This is a genomic window from Pseudobacteroides sp., from assembly GCF_036567765.1.
Lineage (GTDB): Bacteria > Bacillota > Clostridia > Acetivibrionales > DSM-2933 > Pseudobacteroides.
The window spans coordinates 36,560-57,132 of sequence record NZ_DATCTU010000060.1; the positions used below are offsets into that span (position 1 = coordinate 36,560).

At 38.9% G+C, this 20,573-nt stretch carries 16 protein-coding genes; 10 read left to right on the forward strand and 6 right to left on the reverse strand.

Translation table 11 applies throughout. The features are described from left to right. Nucleotides 1-103 precede the first annotated feature (103 nt). The 10 genes from VIO64_RS09280 (at nt 104) to VIO64_RS09325 (ending at nt 11,696) form a co-directional block, all read left to right on the forward strand. A complete protein-coding gene (locus VIO64_RS09280; RefSeq protein ID WP_331917423.1) occupies nt 104-649 on the forward strand; it encodes a DUF1697 domain-containing protein in 546 nt (181 codons plus the stop codon). A gap of 122 nt (nt 650-771) precedes the next feature. After that, a complete protein-coding gene (locus tag VIO64_RS09285) occupies nt 772-2,586 on the forward strand; it encodes a cellulase family glycosylhydrolase (protein ID WP_331917425.1) in 1,815 nt (604 codons plus the stop codon). A gap of 221 nt (nt 2,587-2,807) precedes the next feature. Continuing rightward, complete coding sequence (locus tag VIO64_RS09290; RefSeq protein WP_414705251.1) at nt 2,808-4,046, forward strand: FprA family A-type flavoprotein; 1,239 nt, start codon at nt 2,808-2,810, stop codon at nt 4,044-4,046. A 46-nt stretch (nt 4,047-4,092) separates the two neighbouring features. Beyond that, nucleotides 4,093-4,809 carry an iron-sulfur cluster repair di-iron protein gene (ric, locus tag VIO64_RS09295; RefSeq protein WP_331917429.1) on the forward strand — a complete coding sequence of 239 codons (717 nt, stop codon included), beginning with the start codon at nt 4,093-4,095 and terminating at the stop codon, nt 4,807-4,809. Between the two features lie 248 nt (nt 4,810-5,057). Continuing rightward, on the forward strand, nt 5,058-6,203 hold the full coding sequence (locus VIO64_RS09300) for an ABC transporter permease (RefSeq protein WP_331917431.1): 1,146 nt from the start codon (nt 5,058-5,060) through the stop codon (nt 6,201-6,203). Further along, entirely contained in the window at nt 6,187-6,837 is a 651-nt protein-coding gene (locus VIO64_RS09305) for a hypothetical protein (protein ID WP_331917433.1), read from the forward strand. The genes VIO64_RS09300 and VIO64_RS09305 overlap by 17 nt, the downstream gene beginning before the upstream one ends. A 67-nt stretch (nt 6,838-6,904) precedes the next feature. Continuing rightward, nucleotides 6,905-7,876, forward strand: a complete 972-nt coding sequence (locus VIO64_RS09310; protein ID WP_331917435.1) for a phosphotransferase — start codon at nt 6,905-6,907, stop codon at nt 7,874-7,876. A 185-nt stretch (nt 7,877-8,061) separates the two neighbouring features. Continuing rightward, the gene (locus VIO64_RS09315; RefSeq protein WP_331917437.1) at nt 8,062-8,976 is read left to right on the forward strand and encodes a hypothetical protein; all 915 of its coding nucleotides are present in this window, start codon (nt 8,062-8,064) and stop codon (nt 8,974-8,976) included. A 114-nt stretch (nt 8,977-9,090) separates the two neighbouring features. Beyond that, nucleotides 9,091-9,990 (forward strand): DUF445 domain-containing protein, encoded by a 900-nt coding sequence (locus VIO64_RS09320; protein WP_331917439.1) that lies wholly within the window; start codon nt 9,091-9,093, stop codon nt 9,988-9,990. Nucleotides 9,991-10,088: 98 nt separating this feature from the next. Continuing rightward, nucleotides 10,089-11,696 carry a nitrite/sulfite reductase gene (locus VIO64_RS09325; protein ID WP_331917441.1) on the forward strand — a complete coding sequence of 536 codons (1,608 nt, stop codon included), beginning with the start codon at nt 10,089-10,091 and terminating at the stop codon, nt 11,694-11,696. Between the two features lie 108 nt (nt 11,697-11,804). On the opposite strand, the gene asrC is transcribed toward VIO64_RS09325, so the two are convergent. The 6 genes from asrC to carB form a co-directional block, all read right to left on the reverse strand. Further along, nucleotides 11,805-12,800, reverse strand: a complete 996-nt coding sequence (gene asrC / locus VIO64_RS09330; RefSeq protein WP_331917443.1) for a sulfite reductase subunit C — start codon at nt 12,798-12,800, stop codon at nt 11,805-11,807. Between the two features lie 16 nt (nt 12,801-12,816). Beyond that, a complete protein-coding gene (gene asrB, locus VIO64_RS09335) occupies nt 12,817-13,614 on the reverse strand; it encodes an anaerobic sulfite reductase subunit AsrB (RefSeq protein WP_331917445.1) in 798 nt (265 codons plus the stop codon). After that, a complete protein-coding gene (gene asrA / locus VIO64_RS09340; protein ID WP_331917447.1) occupies nt 13,604-14,632 on the reverse strand; it encodes an anaerobic sulfite reductase subunit AsrA in 1,029 nt (342 codons plus the stop codon). Before asrA ends, asrB begins: the two co-directional genes overlap by 11 nt. Nucleotide 14,633: 1 nt before the next feature. Continuing rightward, a complete protein-coding gene (locus tag VIO64_RS09345; RefSeq protein ID WP_331917449.1) occupies nt 14,634-15,422 on the reverse strand; it encodes a formate/nitrite transporter family protein in 789 nt (262 codons plus the stop codon). 262 nt (nt 15,423-15,684) lie between these two features. Beyond that, complete coding sequence (locus VIO64_RS09350) at nt 15,685-17,085, reverse strand: amidophosphoribosyltransferase (RefSeq protein WP_331917451.1); 1,401 nt, start codon at nt 17,083-17,085, stop codon at nt 15,685-15,687. 236 nt (nt 17,086-17,321) lie between these two features. Continuing rightward, nucleotides 17,322-20,546, reverse strand: coding sequence for a carbamoyl-phosphate synthase large subunit (carB, locus tag VIO64_RS09355; protein WP_331917453.1), 3,225 nt, complete (start codon nt 20,544-20,546; stop codon nt 17,322-17,324). Between the last annotated feature and the right edge of the window lie 27 nt (nt 20,547-20,573).

A 20,573-nucleotide genomic window follows, 5' to 3' on the forward strand; every position in this document is an offset into this window, starting at 1 on the left:
GTGAGATTTACTACAGAAAAGAATTAACTTTTTGATCAGTAGTTATTTTTTATGCTCTGTGGTATAAATAATTATAAAAAGAAACCGATTTGGGGTGGAAAATATGAATAAATATATAATCTTACTTAGAGGCATTAATGTTGGAGGAAAAAACAAAGTGTCAATGAAGGAATTAAAGGAGCTATTTGAGAAAAACGGCTTCTTTAGTGTTATCACATATATAAATAGTGGAAACCTTATCTTTTCCAGCGAGGATTCTGATGTTGAGTTTTTGAAAAGCAAATGTGAGGAATTGATTTTGGAGAAGTTTAAGCTAGCCATTACTGTAACTGTTATACTGGCAGATGATCTTTTCGAATCGTTAAGTAATGCACCTAAATGGTGGGATGTTGATAAAGAATCCAAGCATAATGTTTTATTTGTAATACCGCCTATGTCTGTTGATGAGGTTTTTAAGGAGGTAGGGGAGATCAAGCCTGAATATGAAAAAGTTGGTCATTACGGCAGAGTTATTTTCTGGTCTGCACCAATTAAGACATTCTCAAGAACACGCTGGTCAAAAATTGTAGGTTCATCCGTATATAACAGCATTACAATTAGGAATTCCAACACGGTAAAGAAAATATTGGAGTTATGTAAAAAGGTATGAGATAATTTGATTAAACAAACATAATCGGAAGGTGGGTGAAACCGCTGCTATCTTGATATGCATCGGTTATTATGCAAAAAAATAAACTAACAAAAGTGTGCTTAATTATAGTTTTCTCCGTCATGCTAGTATTTGTCGCAGTTGTAGCATACGGCAAGCTTATAAAGGGAGATAAACAAAACATTGCTGAGAGCAGCAGTGCATTGCCAAGGAGTTTAGACAAATCCCCGGATGTGGTTGAAGAAACGGATAAGCCGCAAGTTGCAACTTCTGAAGCGAGCAAATCAAAATTAGATTTGGAAATAAAGTTGGGAAACAGCTGGGAAAATGGAGGTAAAAAGTACTCTCAAATTGATGTTGTTGTCAAGAACAACAGTGCAAGTGAAGCATCAGGATGGAGCGTTGAAATTCCGGTATCAAGCAATGCAAAGGTGGACCAGATTTGGAATGCTGTATATACTTTGAAGAATGAGAAAATAACATTCAAACCTGCAGAGTTTAATGGAAAGATAGCAGCTAACGGCAATATCGGATTTGGCTGCATATTGGTGGATGCAGGCAGTATTAATTCGTCATTGGCAAAGCTTGACGGCAAGGTTGGGGATTTGGTGACAGCAGCAACTGGACAGAACAGTGGAAATTTCCAAAATGGCAGCAGTCAACAAAACAACCAGCCTAGCAGTCAGGCAAGCAGTAGCCCCTTAGAATTGAATGTGAAAGGTGTTCCTCCTCCTACAACTGATGATTGGCTTCATACCAAAGGCAACAAAATATTGGACAAAAACGGTAAAGAGGTATGGCTCACCGGAGTTAACTGGTTTGGGTACAATACCGGAACCAATGTATTTGACGGACTTTGGGCTGCCGACCTGAATGCATCACTTTCAGCTATTGCAGATAGAGGGTTCAACCTGCTTAGAGTGCCAATCTCATCCGAGCTGATACTGCAGTGGGCCGCGGGAAAAGCTCCTGAAGCCAATTTCAATCAAGCGGCTAATTCATACCTTGTTGGGATGAATAGCCTGAAGATATTCGACTATGTTGTGGGGCAATGCAGGGCAAACGGGATGAAAATCATGATAGATATACACTCGGCGAAGACTGATGCAATGGGACATATGAAACCGGTTTGGTATGATGGTGAAATGTCGGAGAAGGATTATCTGAATTCATTATCCTGGATGGCAGAGCGTTATAAATCCGATGATACCATCATTGCCTTTGATTTGAAAAATGAACCTCATGGAAAACCGGATGAAAAGCCTCGTGCCATTTGGAATGATTCAAAGGACCCGGATAATTGGAAATACATTGCTGAAAAGGCTGCCAATGCAGTGCTTGCAAAGAATCCCAATGTTCTCATTCTGGTAGAAGGAATAGAGATATATCCGATTGATCTTAAAAAGAATTCCGATTATAAATCTACAAATAAGGCAGATTATTATTTTAACTGGTGGGGCGGCAACTTAAGGGGTGTAAAGGATTACCCCATTGACTTGGGCAAAAACCAGGATCAACTGGTGTATTCACCCCATGATTACGGACCTTCAGTTTTTGAGCAGCCCTGGTTTAAAAGCGGCTACACCTATGACAGCTTGTATAAAGATTGCTGGAAAGACAATTGGATGTACATACATGAAAAGAACACCGCACCTCTATTAATAGGAGAATGGGGAGGCTTCATGAAAGAACCCAACCTTACCTGGATGACACACTTAAGGAAATTGATAAAGACCAATAAGCTTAATCACACCTTTTGGTGTTTTAATTCCAATTCGGGAGATACCGGAGGTCTTGTACTTGGAGACTTTGTTACATGGGATGAACAAAAGTATAAATTTGTAAAAGATGTTTTATGGCAGAAGAATGGCAAGTTTGTTGGGCTTGATCATAAAATACCCCTTGGTAAGAACGGAATTACATTGAGCAGTTATTAGAGCTGAATGCAGACCGGAGTAAATAAAGGCAGAGTAAAAATTGCTTGCGATTTTGCAACCTTGGTGTTGTTGTTAGAAATTGTGGTGAATCATACATCACAATTTCTTATTTTTTTGCCTGAAATTATGACTATGGTCACAGTTTTATTTTGGAATACGGTGTATGATTTAATCAAGGTTAAGGAAAAGTAACAGTAAAAACTGTTTATAAGGAGGATTAAATCATGGATGCGATAAAGATTTCAAATAATATATTTTGGGTAGGAAAAGTTGATGACAGAAAGGTTCCTTTTCACCGATTAGTTTTAGAGAGAGGTACCACATATAACAGCTATCTTTTAAATACAGAAAAGCCGACTGTTATTGATACAGTGGATATCGCTTATGGAAAGGAATATGTAGACAATCTGAGTAAGGTTATTAACCCTGAAAGCATCGAATATATAGTTATCAATCATGTTGAGCCCGATCATGCAGGTGCATTGCCTGCACTGGCAGCAAAAGCGAAAAAGGCCAGGATAGTTACAACAGCTACCGCAGCAGAGCTATTAAAAGATATGTTCAGGCTTCATCAGCGAGAGTTTGTTATTATAAAGGACGGAGATACCCTGGACATCGGGGGAAAAACGCTAAAATTTTTCGAAACCCCTTATTTGCATACCGAAGAGACAATGATTACTTATGCAGTTGAAGACAAGGTACTGTTTCCCTGCGACATATTCAGTACTCATATAGCCAATTATGAACTGTTTAACGATCTGGCAAAGGGTGAATATATAGAGGATTTCAAGGTTTACTACAGGCTCATTATGGCTCCTCATAGGCCTTATGTGAGGCAAATGCTTGATAAGGTCAGAGATTTGGACATAAAGATGATTGCACCTTCTCATGGGTATATTCTTCGTGAGAATGCCGAAACCTTTATAAAGATGTATGATGAGATGAGTTCTTTAAATGATCAGAGACAGTCTAAGAAAGTAACCATCGTGTATTCAACCATGACAGGAAATACAACCAAAGTTGCTCAAAAACTTGCACAGGGGCTTGAAGAAACAGGTGTGGATGCTTATGTTTTCAACTTGAAGAATGCCGATGCAGATGAGGTTAAAAAGCGGATTATGGAGAGTGACGGGTTACTTGTGGGAAGCTCCACCAAATATGCAGATATGGTAGGAAATGTGGAAGAGCTTCTTAAGTCCTTTGAAGGGGATGCAGGAAAAAACAAAACGGCAGCAGCTTTTGGTTCATACGGTTGGAGTGGTGAGGCTATTATGCATATAGAGGATTACCTCCAAAAAGCAGGATTTAAAGTAATAAATCAAAAGTACCTGATTGGAAGTACAGGTGTTGATATACCCCTATTTCCCCTGAGAGTTAAATTTGCTCGAGAAGAAGGCATGAGCATTGCAGAAGAGGCGGGCAGGGTATTTGGAGAACAGGTGTTGACACAGGATGCATAAAATCTAAAGGGATGTTAATTCGTAAAGCTGAAAGAGAGGGATTAAAGTGAATAGATTTAATGTTTTACAAAGTATTGGAGAGATTGTATCAATCATGCCAAAAGCAAGTGAAGTTTTTAAAGAGTATAATATTGATTTCTGCTGTGGAGGAAATAGACCGCTGTCGGAGGCAATCAGGGAGCAGAAGCTCAATGATCGCGAAGTAATTAGTAAGCTGGATCAGGCATACGAGGCAACCAATAAGCTTCAAAATCAAGCGGACTTTAGGAAAATGTCTTCTAGTAAACTTATTGATTATATAATCAGCAAGCATCATTCCTATCTGAAAAAAATGCTTCCTGAACTTGGTGAGCTTACAGCAAAAATATTGAGGGTTCATGGACCAAGTCATAGTGATCTTTTCAAGGTTCATAAGTTGTTTCATACTTTAAAGACCGAATTGGAGCAGCATTTGATAAAAGAAGAGGAGATTTTGTTCCCGATGATCAAGGAGTATGATGCCAGCCCATCGAAAGAGATGCTTGGAAGGATCAACAAAGTGATGAAGGAAACGGAAGACGAACATGAGACAGCAGGAGGAGTCCTTAAAGAGCTTAGAAAGATAACAGAGGAATACAAAGTGCCGGAGGATGGCTGCAGCACGTATTGCAGGACTTTTGACAAGCTGCAGGAGCTTGAAACTGACTTGTTTGAACATATCCACCTGGAGAACAATATTTTGTTTAAACAATTGGGGTTGGAGCTTAATGGAATAAAATCCTAGTAAGCGTTATAAGACAATACGAAATTAAAAAGGCATGGGTTAATTAATAAGGCCCATGTTTTTTTATTGCTTAGGAAATTATGGTGCATGCCACACCACAATTTCTTACAATTATAGAGCTTGCAAAATCCCAAGAGATTTTGTTATATATAGTATGTCAAATGAAATAATTTTTAAAATTTGTAACAATTGACCCACTTAATACGAATAAATAATGAAAACCTGAGCAGGGGGGTGTGTGATTTAATATGCTTATAAAGCTTTGTGGCTTTGAGATCAAGAGTCAGCTTAAAAGTGTTACATTTTATGTGTTTGTGCTGCTTACCGCATTATTTGTTTTCAGCCAGATGGGAAGCTTTGAAAGATGGTCAAAGCATCCCGATTCTATTAAAAAAACAGAGCAGCTAAAGAACCAGATGCCTTATGTAAAGGAAGGCTTTGTTGACAAAGAGGTAGAAATTCAGAAGGGTGTGTATGACTTTCTTTCCAGGGCTGCAAGTACAAAAAAGATTATGGTCACCAAAGGGTTTATCAACAAGGATAAGGTGCTTGCCGACAAACAGGTGGAACTTATTAAAGAAGCAATGGTTAAGATATCTCCAAACGGTAAGTCTATCAGCCAAAGGTCCGATATGGTTCTCACTATGGAGGAATTTGAAAAGGTTTTGGATAAACTTGATGACGATCTCGGAGGTAATTCTGTATTTACCAAGGAACACCGAGAATTCTTTATACCTACTCCAAAATCTTATGAGGAACTTTCAGCAGAGGAAAAACGCATAATCGATCTCGGTTTTACACCCCTTGCAGCACAATTGTTTGCAGACTATTACGGTATCGCTCTTGCAATGCTGACTGTCTTTCTTGCAGCGTTCATATTCTACCGTGACAAAAGAAGCCGTATTTTAGAGCTGGTTTGCAGTCGTCCTGCAAGCGGTATCAATTATGTGTTATCAAAGTTCCTGGGAACATGCATTCCTATATTTGCCAGCATTATGCTTGTAGCAGCAATACCGACTTTTTTTGCGGTAAAAATGAAACTGGATGGATTCGATGTGCATATCTTTACTTACTTTTCCACATTTGCCATATGGCTTTTTCCAACTGTCATGCTAATTGTGTCCCTTGCAATGCTGGTTTCAATCCTTATAAACAATTCTATACTGCCAATTGCTGTACAGTTTTTGGTTTTTGCATCATCCATATGGCCTTTGCACGGCGATTACAGCCTGTACAAGGTGTTTATCCGCCACAATACCATGGAACCCCTTGCAAACCCTCAGGCGTTTTATATGAACAGAATATTTATATTATTGATGTCTATAATTTTTACTCTCATAACCGCTTGGCTTTGGGAGCTGAAGAGGAGGCGCATAGGTGAACGGATTAAGTAAAGGCATGCTTTGGTACAATCTCAGACTGCTGCCCAAAATAAGCCTCATAGTTTCAGCAGCGTCAATTGTTATCATACAAATATTTTTTAGCCTTAAGATGGTTGATTTTAGGGTAATGGCCAATATCGGAGAAATTTTTGTTTCACTTCTTGGCATAATTCTCATTCCAGGACTTGCATTCATAGAAGATAATTCAGGCTTAAGGGAAACTGTTTACTCAAAAGCCGTTACTCCTGTTATCCCGGCTGCCATCAGATTAGTTTATACAGTTATAGTTCTGCTTTTAGGGGTAGCAACTTTTGCAGGGATTGCTGTTCTACAGGAAAGTGTGTTTGATGAGCTATCAATAATAATAGGTGTATTTATTTCTGCATTTATAATGGGGGCTGCCGGATACATTATGGGCAGTTTTACTGGAAATATTGCACTTTCTTATCTGGTGCCCTTTGCATATTATTGCTTTGAGTTTTTATCAAAGGGGAGGTATACCAAGGATTTCTACTTATTTAGCCTGCAAAGAGGGTATCTGGCAGAGGAAAAATGGGTTCTCCTGGCAATTGGAGTTTTGTTTATTGCAGTAAGCTTACTGTATACAGGAAATTCAACTAGGAGATCTATATTTGTACACAATTGACTATTGTAATATAATATTGTAGGTAATATACTCCTAAACAAAAGATTAAAGTACAAGGGAAAATACTATGAATAAAAGTTTTGAAAAAATAATTCTTAATTCAACCGATTCAAGAGAATTATATGAAATTGAAGAAATACAGGACCTATGGGGAGGTTATGGCAAAATACTGCGATATGGGCTTATTGGCTCGGACATGAAAAGCGTTGTGGTAAAAAACGTATGCCTGCCTAAAAACCCAAAGAAATCCCGGGGTGGAGATATTTCATTTCAAAGAAAGCTGAAATCTTACAAGGTGGAAATGGCTTTTTATAAAAATTGGAGTGAAAAATGTGAAAATGATTGCAGAGTACCTAAATGGTATGCCTTTGAATGGCAGAATGATGAATTTTTAATGGTTTTAGAAGACCTTGACGCGGCAGGGTTTAAAAAGAGAAAAAGAAGTGTGGCATGGAATGAGATTAAAGTTTGCTTAAAATGGCTGGCTCACTTTCATGCAACCTTTATGGGTGAGAAGCCTGAAAATTTATGGACACAGGGCACTTATTGGCATTTGGAAACCCGCCCTGACGAATTAAAGGCTTTAAGTGATACTATATTAAAAGGTGCAGCAAAAGCCATAGACAGAAAGCTTAATAACTGTCGCTTTAAAACCTTTGTTCATGGTGATGCAAAGCTTCAAAACTTCTGTTTTTCCGAGGATGGAAACAGCGTAGCAGCAGTAGACTTCCAATATGTTGGAGGAGGTTGCGGCATGAAGGATGTAGCGTATTTTGTTGACAGCTGTCTTTATGAAGATGAATGTGAAAGCTGGGAAGCCGACGTTCTAGCTTTTTATTTTGAAGAGCTAAAAAGTGCGTTAAAAATGAAACAAAAGGATGTTGACCTTGTGTCACTGGAAAATGAATGGCGTGAATTATATCATGTGGCATGGACAGACTTTTATCGCTTTCTAAAAGGCTGGGCTCCAGGACATTATGAAAGCCGGTATAGCGAGCGGATTGCCCGTAAAGTCATCGGCAGTATAAATATAAGCTGAGAAATGCAAAATCTATATTGATATATTTATGCAGGAGTTTAGATGACAAGGAAATTGGTTCATGTTCGCTGAAAGTGCCTTATTGAATTTTTTATGCTATAATGATATCATATCGATTATTGACAAAAGCATAAAAAATCAAGGTTGCAAAACCACTTTGTGATTTTGTAAAGAGGAGGATCAGCATGAGCATTAAATTCCATTTGCCTGATTTTGTTGAAAATTTTGACTTAAACATAATGCTTTATGAATTAATGAAAACAAGGCCTGAATGTTTTTATCCGGATATTTCTATAGGCTCTGTATATGGCACGTTTCCAACCTCGGCTTGGAACGGTGGGCGTACATATGGAGGGATAAGCAGTGAAAGAAGCTATATCATAGAAATACTGAGACAGTTTAATAATCGAGGCATTCCATGCCGTTTTACATTCAGCAACCCTCATATAAAAGAAGAACACTTAAATGATAGTTTTTGCAATATGTGCTTAAGGCTAGGACACAACGGATTAAATGAAGCTATTGTTGTTTCTCCTGTTTTGGAAGCCTATATTAGAAAAAATTATCCCAAATATAAGATAATAAGTTCAACCTGTAAACAACTTGAAGATATTGAAGGCTTAAAAGAAGAGCTTGAAAAGGATTATAGCCTTGTGGTACTTGACTATAATTGGAACAACCGTTTTGGAGAACTCTCTAAAATTCCTTATAAGGAACGCTGCGAAATTCTCATTAATGCATGTTGTGTTCCAAATTGTAAACGAAGGAGAGAGCATTACGATTATATAGGCAGATACCAGATTGCCATTGCTGAGCATGTGAAAAGGCAATCAAACAGACCCTTTCAATTTCAGGAATTTAAATGTGAATGCATAACGCCTCATTTTTATGAAACAACTAAGCATAGGACACATATTACACCACAGGATCTTTATGAAAAATATGTTCCTATGGGATATGAAAACTTCAAAATAGAAGGGCGTTCACAGCCTCGTGCCACTGTTATAGAAAGTTATGTTTATTATTTGGTCAAGCCTGAGTACAGGGATGAAATACGTTTAACCATGCATGTTACAGAGGTTAAACTGATAAAAAAGTAAGTGTAGAATAAAGGTTTTGATTTTTATAAATGAATTTAGTGGGCATAGAGGGTTAAGGTTGTTTTTAGCCCTCTTTTTAGTGCCTGGGAATTAAAGGAAGGGAGACAGTATCGTATGAGCATCATTGAAACGTTATCAGGCCCTGTCATAGGTGCCGCTATTGGTTATTGTACAAATTATATTGCAGTAAAAATGCTTTTTAGGCCTGTAAATCCTATTAGGCTAGGAAAATATACATTGCCCTTTACTCCGGGAGTTATTCCAAAGAGGAAAAAGGAATTTGCTATGGCATTGGGTACCACTATAAGCAATACATTGATTACCCAGGAAGAGCTGGAAAAAGCTTTGCTGTCGGATGGAATGAAGCAATCTATAACAAACGGAATTGCCGATTATGTTATAAATATGTCCAATACGACTATGACAATAAAAGAGTCTTTAAGCAGCTTTGTGTCCGAAAAGGATTATGAGGAAATAAAATCACAATTGCAGCAGTTGTTGAGTCAAAAGATGCTTGCGGGACTTTCCGGCATTGACTTTGGACAAATTATTGCAAGCGAAGCAGGTGCAGCTGTAAAAGAAAAGCTTAAGGGCAACATGCTGGCTATGATGCTTAGCGACAGTATGATAGCCTCTCTGACAGAACCCATTGGGGAGAGAGTAAAAGAATATATAAAGAATCATGGTATGGAAAAAATTCAGCCTGCTGTAATAGGAGAGATAGAATGCATTGAAAACCAATCTATGGGTTCTGTATTGAGTAAAATATTATTATATGAAAAGCAAATAAAGGAACTGGTTGAACGCATCTATACCGACTGTATTACAAGTGCGTCCGGTGCCATTGCAAGGCAGATTGATATTGTAGGAATAGTAAAAAACAAAATACAGGACATGGATGTAAAAGATATGGAGAAGCTTGTACTGTCAGTTATGAAAAATGAATTGGATACTGTGATAAATTTAGGTGCTGTTCTTGGATTCCTCATAGGTCTTTTAAATTTGATTTTTTAATTTCTAAAACATATTGACAAAAATTCCTTTTTCCATTAGCATTAAAACATATAAAACAAATAAGAATAATAGGAATTATTTGTGAAGGGGGCTAATAGATGGCTTACGATCAGATTTGGAAACAGGATGAAGAAAATCTGAACAATGTCGAGAAAATCAAATTAAGAAGAGACGGGCTTGATGTTGTTGACACAATTATAAATAAATACTCAAAGCAAGGACTGGATTCGGTATCAGAGGATGATAAGATACTTTTAAAATGGGCAGGGATTTATGAACAAAGGCCCAAAACCGGTCAGTTCATGCTAAGGGTGCGTATCAATACGGGAATAATGAGTTCGGTTCAGGCAAAAACATTGGCAGACATCTCTCATAAGTATGGCAGGGATTATGCCAGAATAAGTACAAGGGGTGCAGTTCAATTTTATAATATTGAGATAAATGATTTGCCGGATATTTTTAAGATGCTTGAAAGTGTGGGGCTTGCAAGCTATGAGTCCTGTGGTGATTGTCCTAGGACTGTTGTAGGCAATCCTTTAGCAGGAATTGATAAAGATGAGTTAATGGATACAACTGACATAGTTAATGAGGTAAATAACTTTTTTCTCTTAAACAGAGACTTTTCCAACTTGCCGAGAAAATTTAAGATTTCAATATCATCAAGCATAAACAACCCGGGAAATTGCGAAATAAATGACATTTCCTTTACTCCTGCGGTTAAGGTAGTTGATGGAAATGAAGTTATTGGGTTTCATTTTAGAGTGGGTGGAGGGCTTTCAACAAAACCTAATATGGCAAAAGAGGTTGATGCCTTTGTTCTTCCGGAGGATGTCTTAAGGGTAGTGGTAGGAGCTGCAACAATATTCAGGGACTTTGGTTACAGAAAAAGCAGAAATCATGCCCGCTTGAAGTTTCTTATAGAAGACTGGGGAGTAGAAAAATTTACCCAGAAATTGTTTGAGTATACAGGCAAGCTGCCGTCAAAGGGCATAGACAAGGTAGAAAATTGGAACAGCTCATATTTCTATGGTGTTAATAAGCAAAAGCAAAAAGATAAAAGCTATATTGGAATACATGTACCGTTAGGAAGCCTAAAATCAGGCCAGTTAACTGAATTGGCCAAGATAAGTGAAAGGTTTGGCGATGGTTTTATAAGAACCACTTCAAGCCAGAATATTATTATAACAGGGATTAAGAATTCTGATATTGATGAGGTATTAAGCCTGCCAATTTTTAAGGATTTGAGCCCAAATCCCAAAACATTTTTAAGTCATTTAGTGGCGTGTACCGGTTCAAAGTACTGTAATCTTGCCCTGGCAGACACACAAAAAATCGGGGAAAGGCTTGCAAGCTATCTTGACAGCAAACTGAAGCCTGATACACCTATACGTATAAACATAACAGGCTGTCCTAATTCTTGCGGACACCTTCATATAGCTGATATTGGCCTGCAGGCTGCCATGGTAAAATCAGAGGATAAGATGGAAGAGGCGTATGATGTCTTTATTGGCGGAAAGCTTGGACCTGGGGCACAATTCGCTCAGAAACTAAAAGGACGTGTTAAGGAAGATAATTTGCTGTCGCTAATTTACATGTTTGTTTCAGTCTATTTGGAGAAACGAGATGGTGCAGAGTCATTTAATGAGTTTGTAAAAAGACTGGAAATATCATTTTTTCAGGAAATTTTGGATAACAACAATCATTGATAGCACAACGAAAAGTCATGAATAAGAAAAACAAGCTGTAGTCATTATATGCAGACAGCTTGTTTTTCTTAATTAATTTTGCTTAGTTATTTTTCATTCATGCCTTAATTAACTCATTAAATTGTTCTTTTCATAATAATAGCCTGAAAACTCCAGTTTGTCAGCTACCTTTGCCTGAGGAGGAAGAGTGATGTCTTTAAGAACATACTCCTTGAACACCTGATATCCGGTTCTGTCCACGATATATCCCACATGCTCCTTGCCATCTGGACTATCCTTGTCAATGAATTTATCGATGTAGATATATAAGTTTTTGATAACCTTAATAATTGTCTCCTTGTCAACCCACTCAAGAAAAGTAGCTGCAAGACGGGGGTTTTTCTTACCGGTCCTGCCCATGACAACCACACGGAAAAAGTTCTGGGGGTTTCGGTGCCAGGCATTAGTGGGGCATTTCATGATACATTCACCGCAGCCTATGCATCTGGTTTTGTCAAGCTTAATCTTATAGTTTACCATGGATAGTGCTCCAGTAACTCTGCGTTTGCAATTCTTAACACAGGCATTGCAGGAGATGCATCTGTATTCGTCATATTGCCTGTCAACCTGACCGATTATTCCAATATCCTGTAAATGAGCCTTAATACAGTCGTTTGGACAGCCTGTCAATGCGATTTTTACATGGTAGTCATTGGGGAAGGCTGTTTTTTCGATCTCATAGGCAAAAGCAGTTGTGTCATAGTTTGCAAACGGACATACCCTGTTACCTATACAAGCGGATATGTTCCTTGTACCTGCAGCAGGATAACCTTCTAAGGGAGTATCGATTTCAACACCGTGTAAAACCTCTATTTCGGTTATATATGGAGCAATAATATTATTTATCTCCTGCATGTTTTCAAAGTCAATTTGAGGTATTTCAAAACCTTGCCTGCTTGTTATGTGAACGGTTCCGTTTCCGTATCTGTTGGCAATTTCCTTTAAAAGATCAAAGTGCTTTACGTTAAGGTGGCCGCCTGGAACCCTTATTCTTAATGCTGTTTTCCCTCTTTTTTTAGTAATTCTCCATGCATTCTTCTTAACTTTTTTTGTATTTATTGACATCTCTACACCAACCTTTTCAATCAATAAGAGTCTTTGCCTTGGTATACCTGAAAACAGGCCCCTCAAGGCATATATAGGTTTCATCTATTTTGCAGTGACCGCATTTACCAACTCCGCAGCTCATGTTTCGTTCGAAGGAAACCCAGATGTTTTCCTCTTTGATCCCAAGTTTGATAAACTCCCTGGCAGTGCAACTCATCATAATTGGGGGACCCACAATAATAACTTCTACATTGTCAAAATCCTTTACCTTTACATGAGAAACAAAATCAGTTATAAAACCTGTATTACATGCCCAAGCGGAATCATTGCGATCCACAGTCAGAATAACGTTCATATCCTGAGATTTTGTCCATTGATCCACTTCGCCTTTAAAAAGGATGTCTTTTGGAGTTTTAAATCCTATCAATACATCAAGTCCATTTACTTCGTCCGGATTGTTTAAAAAATGCTTAATAATGCTTTTGACAGGTGCAAGTCCGGTACCGCCTGCAGACACTATCAGCTGTTTATTCCTGTATGAGTCAAGGGAAAAGCCGTTGCCGTAAGGACCGCGTAGATGGATATAGTCTCCGGCCTTTAGCTTTTTTATTTCATTTGTTACCTTACCTATGTGACGGATAGTCAGATCTATAAAACCTGTTCCAAAATCAGAAATGGATATGGGGCATTCTCCGACCGTAGGTATGGACACTTGAAGAAACTGCCCATGAACGACAGGCTTATCATATTCGACCCTATAAGTATAGTCAATTTCTGTTTCGGGGGTGACTTGCACAATTTTATATTTCTTTGATAAAAAACTATTTTCCATCGGTATTTGCTCCTTCTGCCAGTTTAGCCAATTTGTTAACAGAATTGGAGTAGGATATATACTCGGGGCAAACTTCGTCACATCTGCCGCATCCAGTACACATGTTGTACCCAAAACGCTTTTTAAAATCATATACTTTGTGAAAAACCTTAAAGCGCATCCTTTCTCCGTTGCTCCTTCTGAATGAATGTCCTCCTGCCATATCGGTATAGCCGTCAACATGGCAGCTTGCCCAAACGCGTCTTCTTTCTCCTGCGTTTGGCTGGCCGTCATACTTTATATCCTGCATTGACCAGCAGGTACAGGTCGGACATACAAAATTGCATCTTCCGCAGGCTATACATCTTTTGGTGTATTCGGACCAGATATCATCTTGGAACATATCCATTGTGATCTTGTTTATATCAGGTACTGCTACCTTTACCTGATTTGACTTAACAAACTCAGGGGAGAAGTCAGTTTTTTTACCTTTGTCCTGGAAGTATTTATCAAATTCCGAATTATTAAAGTGGCATGAAACTTTATTATCATTAAAGCGAAGAGCAATGTCATAATTATTTGTTTCATTCATGCCCATAGATACGCAGAAGCATGAGTCAAACCCCTCTCTACATTCAAGCATGAATATTTTAATCTTGTCTCGCAGCCTCTTATAGTAGTAGTCCCCATTGTTGCCGCCATTTTTTATAAACACCGATTCCAATATGGACAATGAGTTTATATCGCAAGGTCGCATCAGAATAATATATTTTTTATCATCAATCTGCGGAACTACCTCCTCATCGTTAAAGAAATAAAACAAAGTTTGTGTGATGGGAAAGTATATTTCCTTGGGAGAAAAATCGGACTTTTCATCATGAATTATGGAATACACATCTTTGATTTCCGAATACCTGACTATATCAGTACCAGAGTAAGTTCCTATGCCTTCATGCTTGACAGGAGCAAAGATGGTGTATTCTTTATTGAGCTCTTTAAGTACTTCATCAAATTGAGAACAAGTCAGTTCAATAGACATATCAGGACTCCTTTATAACTTTTTTTGAAGATATAAACCAGTACACAAAACCCATAAAGAAGGAACCGCCTGCAATGTTGCCCAGGGTAACGGGTACCAGGTTATTTATAAAACCAATCCAGTTCACGCTTGGATCGGTATGGGGAGCAAAAATTCCCATACCTAGAAGAGTCATGTTTGCGACGCTGTGTTCGAAGCCTGAACCTATAAATCCAAAAAGACACCAGAATATCAGCATAAGCTTGGCTGTCTCCTCCTTTGCTCTAGCACACATCCATATGGCAAGACACACAAGAAGATTACAGAGTAGGCCCCTGAAAAACAATTCACTAAAGGGGGCCGTCATCTTCATTGCAGATGTGCCGACAATAAATGAGTTTAGAGGCTCCTTTGCAATAAGTCCGGTTCCGGCCATAATTCCTGCCAGCATCAGTGAGCCTGCAAGATTTCCCAGATAGCTTAGAACCCAAACCTTTGCAGTATCAAGCCAGCTTACCTTCTTTTCAAGGTTGCCGATTACCATTACCATGTTGTTTCCGGTAAAAAGTTCGGCACCGGCAAAAATAACCAGAGTCAATGCAAGGGAAAATGACACACCCATCAATGCTTTAAGGAAGGGTATATTAGCTTCCTTCAAAGGTGCTCCTACGGAGAAAATCAGTATGATACCCAGCCCCACATATATACCGGCCATCATCGAGTATATAAAATACCTTAAAGGTGTTTGTTTGAGAAAGTTTGCCTTGTTTTTTGCGGCCTCGGAAAGCTTGATAACAGTTTCTTTTTCCAAAGTTTATCAGCCCTTTTCATTTTATATTACATAAATTTATATCGAGTAAATTAAACATTTTAATAATTATACTATAAATAATTAAAAAAATTCGTATCCATAGATACCAAATTTACTTTTATTAGTAAAGAACAAAATGACTTGCAATTTTGCAACATGAACCATAATTTCTTAACATAGAAAAAATACACACCCTTTAGGATGTGCATTTTTTCTATGTTAAGAAATTATAATGTATTCTACAACGCAACTTTCAACGAATTTATTCTTTGCCGTTCCAGCAGTATGTGCATACGTTATCCCATGGTAATCCGATTGCATCAAGCATATCGTACAGGGATTGATATTTTAACGTTGTGAAGTTCAAACGCTTTTTTATGCAATCAATCATGCAATTGTATTTATCTGTTCTCGGATCACAGTATTGATCCAATGAATCAGGCTCGCCACCTTCCAATTCCTGTATGGCTTGTCTAGCTACCAGGTCCATTTCTGAGTTTGATCTTGAAAAGTTCAGGTATTTGCAGCCATAAACCAGCGGCGGACAGGCCGGTCGAACATGGACCTCCTTGACATTACAACTGTAGAGCAATTCAGCCGTCTCCCTCATTTGGGTACCGCGAACAATCGAGTCGTCGCAAAACAGAAGCCGCTTACCTACAACCAGATCAGTGATGGGTATAAGTTTCATCTTCGCCACAAGGTTTCTTATACTCTGATCTTGAGGCATAAAGCTTCTGGACCAGGTTGGGGTATACTTGATAAAAGGCCTTCCAAAGGGAACCCTGGACTCATTGGAATAACCTATGGCATGTGCAATACCAGAATCAGGTATTCCGGCCACCAAATCTATTTCTACATTGTCATTACGTGCTAATGCAGCACCATTACGATAGCGCATTACCTCGACATTCATTCCTTCATAGGATGAAGATGGATAACCATAATAGACCCAAAGGAAAGCACAAATTTTCATTTTATCGCCAGGGGGTGAAATTTTCTGTATGCCGTCCGGTGTCAAAAGAATTATTTCCCCAGGGCCAAGCTCATATTTCGTTTGATATCCCATATTTGCGAAAGCACAAGACTCAAATGATACACAGTATGCACCTTCTTTTTCTCCTACAACAAGAGGTGTTTTTCCAAAACGGTCCCTTGCAGCATAAATTCCTTCAGAGGTCAGTATCAGCATGGTGCATGAGCCGTCTATGGCTTGTTGTGCATTTAAGATACCTTCCTTAAAGGACTCGCCTTCATCTATTAAATTGGATACAACTTCGGTAGGGTTGATTACTCCTCTGCTCAACTCCAGGAAATGAGTATTCTGTTTTGCCAGAGATTTGTCTACAAGATCCTGAAGGTTGTTTATACGCCCAACTGTGGATATTGAATAATACCCAAGGTGGGAATAGACAGTCAAGGGTTGCGGCTCAGTATCGCTTATGCAGCCTATTCCCATATTTCCTTCCATACCTGACAAATCTTCTTCAAACTTTGCCCTAAACTGTATATTTTGAATGTTGTGAATGGATCTTACAATACTGTTTCCGTTCCATACTGCCATTCCCCCGCGGCTTGTGCCTAAGTGTGAGTGGTAGTCGGTACCGAAATACAGATCCATAACACAACTGCTTTTTGAAACTACACCAAATAGTCCTCCCATTATAAATACACTCTCCCATGTTATTTGAAATAAATTAATTTCTGCCGGTAACTTTTAGTCTAGATTAAAAGTGATAAATCTAATACATTTATCTGTAGCAAATCTCGTTGAAGCGTTCGATAATGTCTAGGAAATTATGTTGTATGCTACACCATAATTTCTCACGACAACTTCAAGGTTGCAAAATTGCAAGCAATTTTGTTTTTGCTCCGCCAAATGTAAGATTATTAACACTTTTAATCTATAATATCGTTGTGGTAATCTTGTACGGATTTTACCTTATCTTCTTTAAGATGGGTTTCCTTGTAAGATTTAATACCTTTAGCACTTGCAAGTGCGGCTGTAAGTGTAGTAATATATGGTATCTTATATTTTATAGCGGTCTTACGAATATAAGAATCGTCATGCTGGCCTTGTTTGCCGATTGGTGTATTTACAATCAACTGGATTTCTTTGTTTGTTATAGCATCCGTTATATTTGGGCGACCTTCTTGCAGCTTTTTAATTAATTCAGACTTAATACCGTTTTGGGTCAAAAAGTTATGAGTTCCTTCAGTTGCTACTATTTTAAAGTCTAGGCCAACAAATATCTTTGCAACCTCGAGCATAGCGGATTTATCTTTTCCTGCTACACTGAACAAGACGGTTCCTGAAGTGGGCAGAGGTGCTTGTGTAGCTTCCTGTGCTTTGAAGAAAGCAAGGCCGAATGAGTTTGCAATGCCTAAAACTTCCCCTGTAGAACGCATTTCAGGCCCTAGGAGAGGATCAACTTCATGGAACATGCTAAACGGGAATACAGCCTCTTTTACTCCAAAATGTGTAATCTTTTTGGATTTTAACTCATTTATAGCTGATTTCTTGCCTGTAATATCAGCCATAATAGCTTCTGTTGCAATGTGGGCCATTGATATATTACATACCTTTGAAACCAGAGGAACTGTCCTTGAAGCACGAGGATTGGCTTCTAACACATAAACCCGGTCATCTGCAATAGCATATTGCATGTTCATCAGACCTACCACTTTAAGCTTCCTTGCTATCTTTGCCGTATATTCGTAAATTGTCTGCAAATGCTTGGGCGAAATATTGATAGGAGGTATAACACATGCTGAGTCTCCAGAGTGGATACCTGCCAATTCAATATGCTCCATAACGGCAGGGACAAAAGCTTCTGTTCCGTCAGCAATGGCATCTGCTTCTGCTTCAATAGCATTTGCCAGGAATCTGTCTATCAGTATAGGACGTTCAGGAGTAATATCAACAGCAGCTTTGACATATTGGGTAAGCATTTCTTCATCATAAACCACTTCCATGCCGCGGCCGCCAAGTACGTATGACGGTCTAACCATTAAAGGATATCCGATTCTGTTTGCAATTGAAAGTGCCTCTTCCAGGTTGCTGGCCATGCCGGATTCAGGCATTGGAATATCAAGCTCTTCCATTATTTTACGGAACATGTCACGGTCTTCGGCAAGGTCTATTGTATCAGGTGTGGTTCCTAGAATTTTAACTCCGGCTTTTTCAAGTTCTCCCGCAATGTTTAACGGAGTCTGGCCGCCGAATTGGATGATTATTCCTATGGGATTTTCTTTGTTGTAAATGCTTAGTACATCTTCAACTGTCAGTGGCTCAAAATATAGCTTATCTGATGTATCGTAGTCAGTTGATACTGTCTCAGGATTACAGTTTACAATTATCGTCTCAAAGCCCAAATCACGCAATGCGAAAGCTGCATGTACACAACAGTAATCAAACTCAATCCCTTGACCGATACGGTTAGGACCCCCACCGAGTATCATTACTTTCTTTTTATTACTGGACTCTGTCTTATCATTGGCATTGTAAGTTGAGTAATAGTATGCAGCATTTTCTACGCCGCTAACAGGAACAGGTTCCCATCCTTCCACTACGCCTAAAGCTACACGCTGTTTTCTGATTTCTTCTTCAGGGATGTTTAGAAGCTTTGATAAATAGCGGTCGGCAAAACCGTCTTTTTTAGCCTGGACAAGCAAATCGTCAGGAAGTTTGCTTCCGGTGTGCTTTAATATTTCTTCTTCTAATAAAACAAGATCTTTCATTTGCTGAATGAACCACTGCTTGATGTGGGTCAAGCGGCTGAGTTCATCAATATCTGCTCCCTTACGCAATGCTTCATACATAATGAATTGACGCTCGCTGGATGGCTCTCTCAGCATTTCCATAAGCTCAGATAGTGAACAATTGTTAAAGTTCTTTGCAAAACCTAAGCCATACCGCCCGGTTTCAAGGGAACGAATTGCTTTTTGAAAGGCTTCCTTGTAGTTTTTACCAATACTCATAACTTCCCCGACAGCCCTCATCTGGGTTCCAAGTTTATCCTGGGAGCCTTTGAATTTTTCGAAGGCCCAACGTGCAAACTTAACAACTACATAATCACCTGAAGGTGTATATTTTTCCAGTGATCCGTCACGCCAGTAGGGAATTTCGTCTAAAGTAACACCGGCAGCCAGCATTGAGGATATCAATGCAATTGGGAAACCTGTAGCTTTAGATGCCAGAGCGGAAGAACGTGAAGTACGAGGGTTTATTTCTATAACTACTACACGACCGGTTTTGGGGTCGTGAGCAAACTGTACGTTGGTGCCTCCGATTACTTGTATTGCTTCAACTATATCGTAGGCGTGTCTTTGAAGACGTTGTTGGAGTTCGGGACTTATAGTCAGCATAGGTGCGGAGCAGAATGAGTCTCCTGTATGCACACCTATAGCATCAATGTTTTCTATAAAGCACACAGTAATCATTTGGTTTTTGGAGTCACGAACAACTTCTAGTTCAAGTTCTTCCCATCCAAGTACCGATTCTTCAACAAGAATTTGACCGATAATGCTTGCAGCAATTCCACGCTGAGCAACAATCCTTAACTCTTCAATATTGTATACCAGTCCGCCGCCTGTACCCCCCATGGTATAAGCTGGGCGAATTACAACCGGAAATCCAAGCTCAAGGGCAATTTTTTCAGCCTCTTCAACACTGAAGGCAGGTTTGCTGCGTGGCATTTCTATACCGAGTCTGTTCATGGTTTCTTTAAATGCAATCCTGTCTTCGCCTCGTTCTATTGCATCTACCTGAACTCCTATAACTTTAACACCATATTTTTCAAGCACTCCTGCTTTTGACAGCTCAAGGCACAGGTTAAGTGCGGATTGACCTCCTAAATTCGGCAGCAATGCATCAGGACGTTCTGTATCGATAATCTGAGTTAATCTTTCTACATTAAGCGGCTCAATATAAGTTGCATCAGCCATGACCGGGTCAGTCATGATAGTTGCTGGATTAGAGTTTACCAGTACTATTTTGTATCCGAGTTTCCGGAGAGCTTTACATGCTTGAGTACCGGAATAATCAAACTCACATGCTTGTCCTATAATTATGGGTCCGGAACCAATAATTAGTATTTTGCTGGTATCATTTCTTTTAGGCATATTTTTACTCCTTCTTTATTAATAAAA

Coding starts and splice junctions, on each gene's coding strand:
- VIO64_RS09310 (WP_331917435.1), top strand. CDS start 6,905: ATGAATAAAAGTTTTGAAAAAATAATTCTTAATTCAACCGATTCAAGA.
- VIO64_RS09280 (WP_331917423.1), top strand. CDS start 104: ATGAATAAATATATAATCTTACTTAGAGGCATTAATGTTGGAGGAAAA.
- VIO64_RS09325 (WP_331917441.1), top strand. CDS start 10,089: ATGGCTTACGATCAGATTTGGAAACAGGATGAAGAAAATCTGAACAAT.
- asrC (WP_331917443.1), bottom strand. CDS start 12,800: ATGTCAATAAATACAAAAAAAGTTAAGAAGAATGCATGGAGAATTACT.
- VIO64_RS09320 (WP_331917439.1), top strand. CDS start 9,091: ATGAGCATCATTGAAACGTTATCAGGCCCTGTCATAGGTGCCGCTATT.
- asrB (WP_331917445.1), bottom strand. CDS start 13,614: ATGGAAAATAGTTTTTTATCAAAGAAATATAAAATTGTGCAAGTCACC.
- asrA (WP_331917447.1), bottom strand. CDS start 14,632: ATGTCTATTGAACTGACTTGTTCTCAATTTGATGAAGTACTTAAAGAG.
- VIO64_RS09285 (WP_331917425.1), top strand. CDS start 772: ATGCTAGTATTTGTCGCAGTTGTAGCATACGGCAAGCTTATAAAGGGA.
- VIO64_RS09300 (WP_331917431.1), top strand. CDS start 5,058: ATGCTTATAAAGCTTTGTGGCTTTGAGATCAAGAGTCAGCTTAAAAGT.
- VIO64_RS09350 (WP_331917451.1), bottom strand. CDS start 17,085: ATGGGAGGACTATTTGGTGTAGTTTCAAAAAGCAGTTGTGTTATGGAT.
- carB (WP_331917453.1), bottom strand. CDS start 20,546: ATGCCTAAAAGAAATGATACCAGCAAAATACTAATTATTGGTTCCGGA.
- VIO64_RS09315 (WP_331917437.1), top strand. CDS start 8,062: ATGAGCATTAAATTCCATTTGCCTGATTTTGTTGAAAATTTTGACTTA.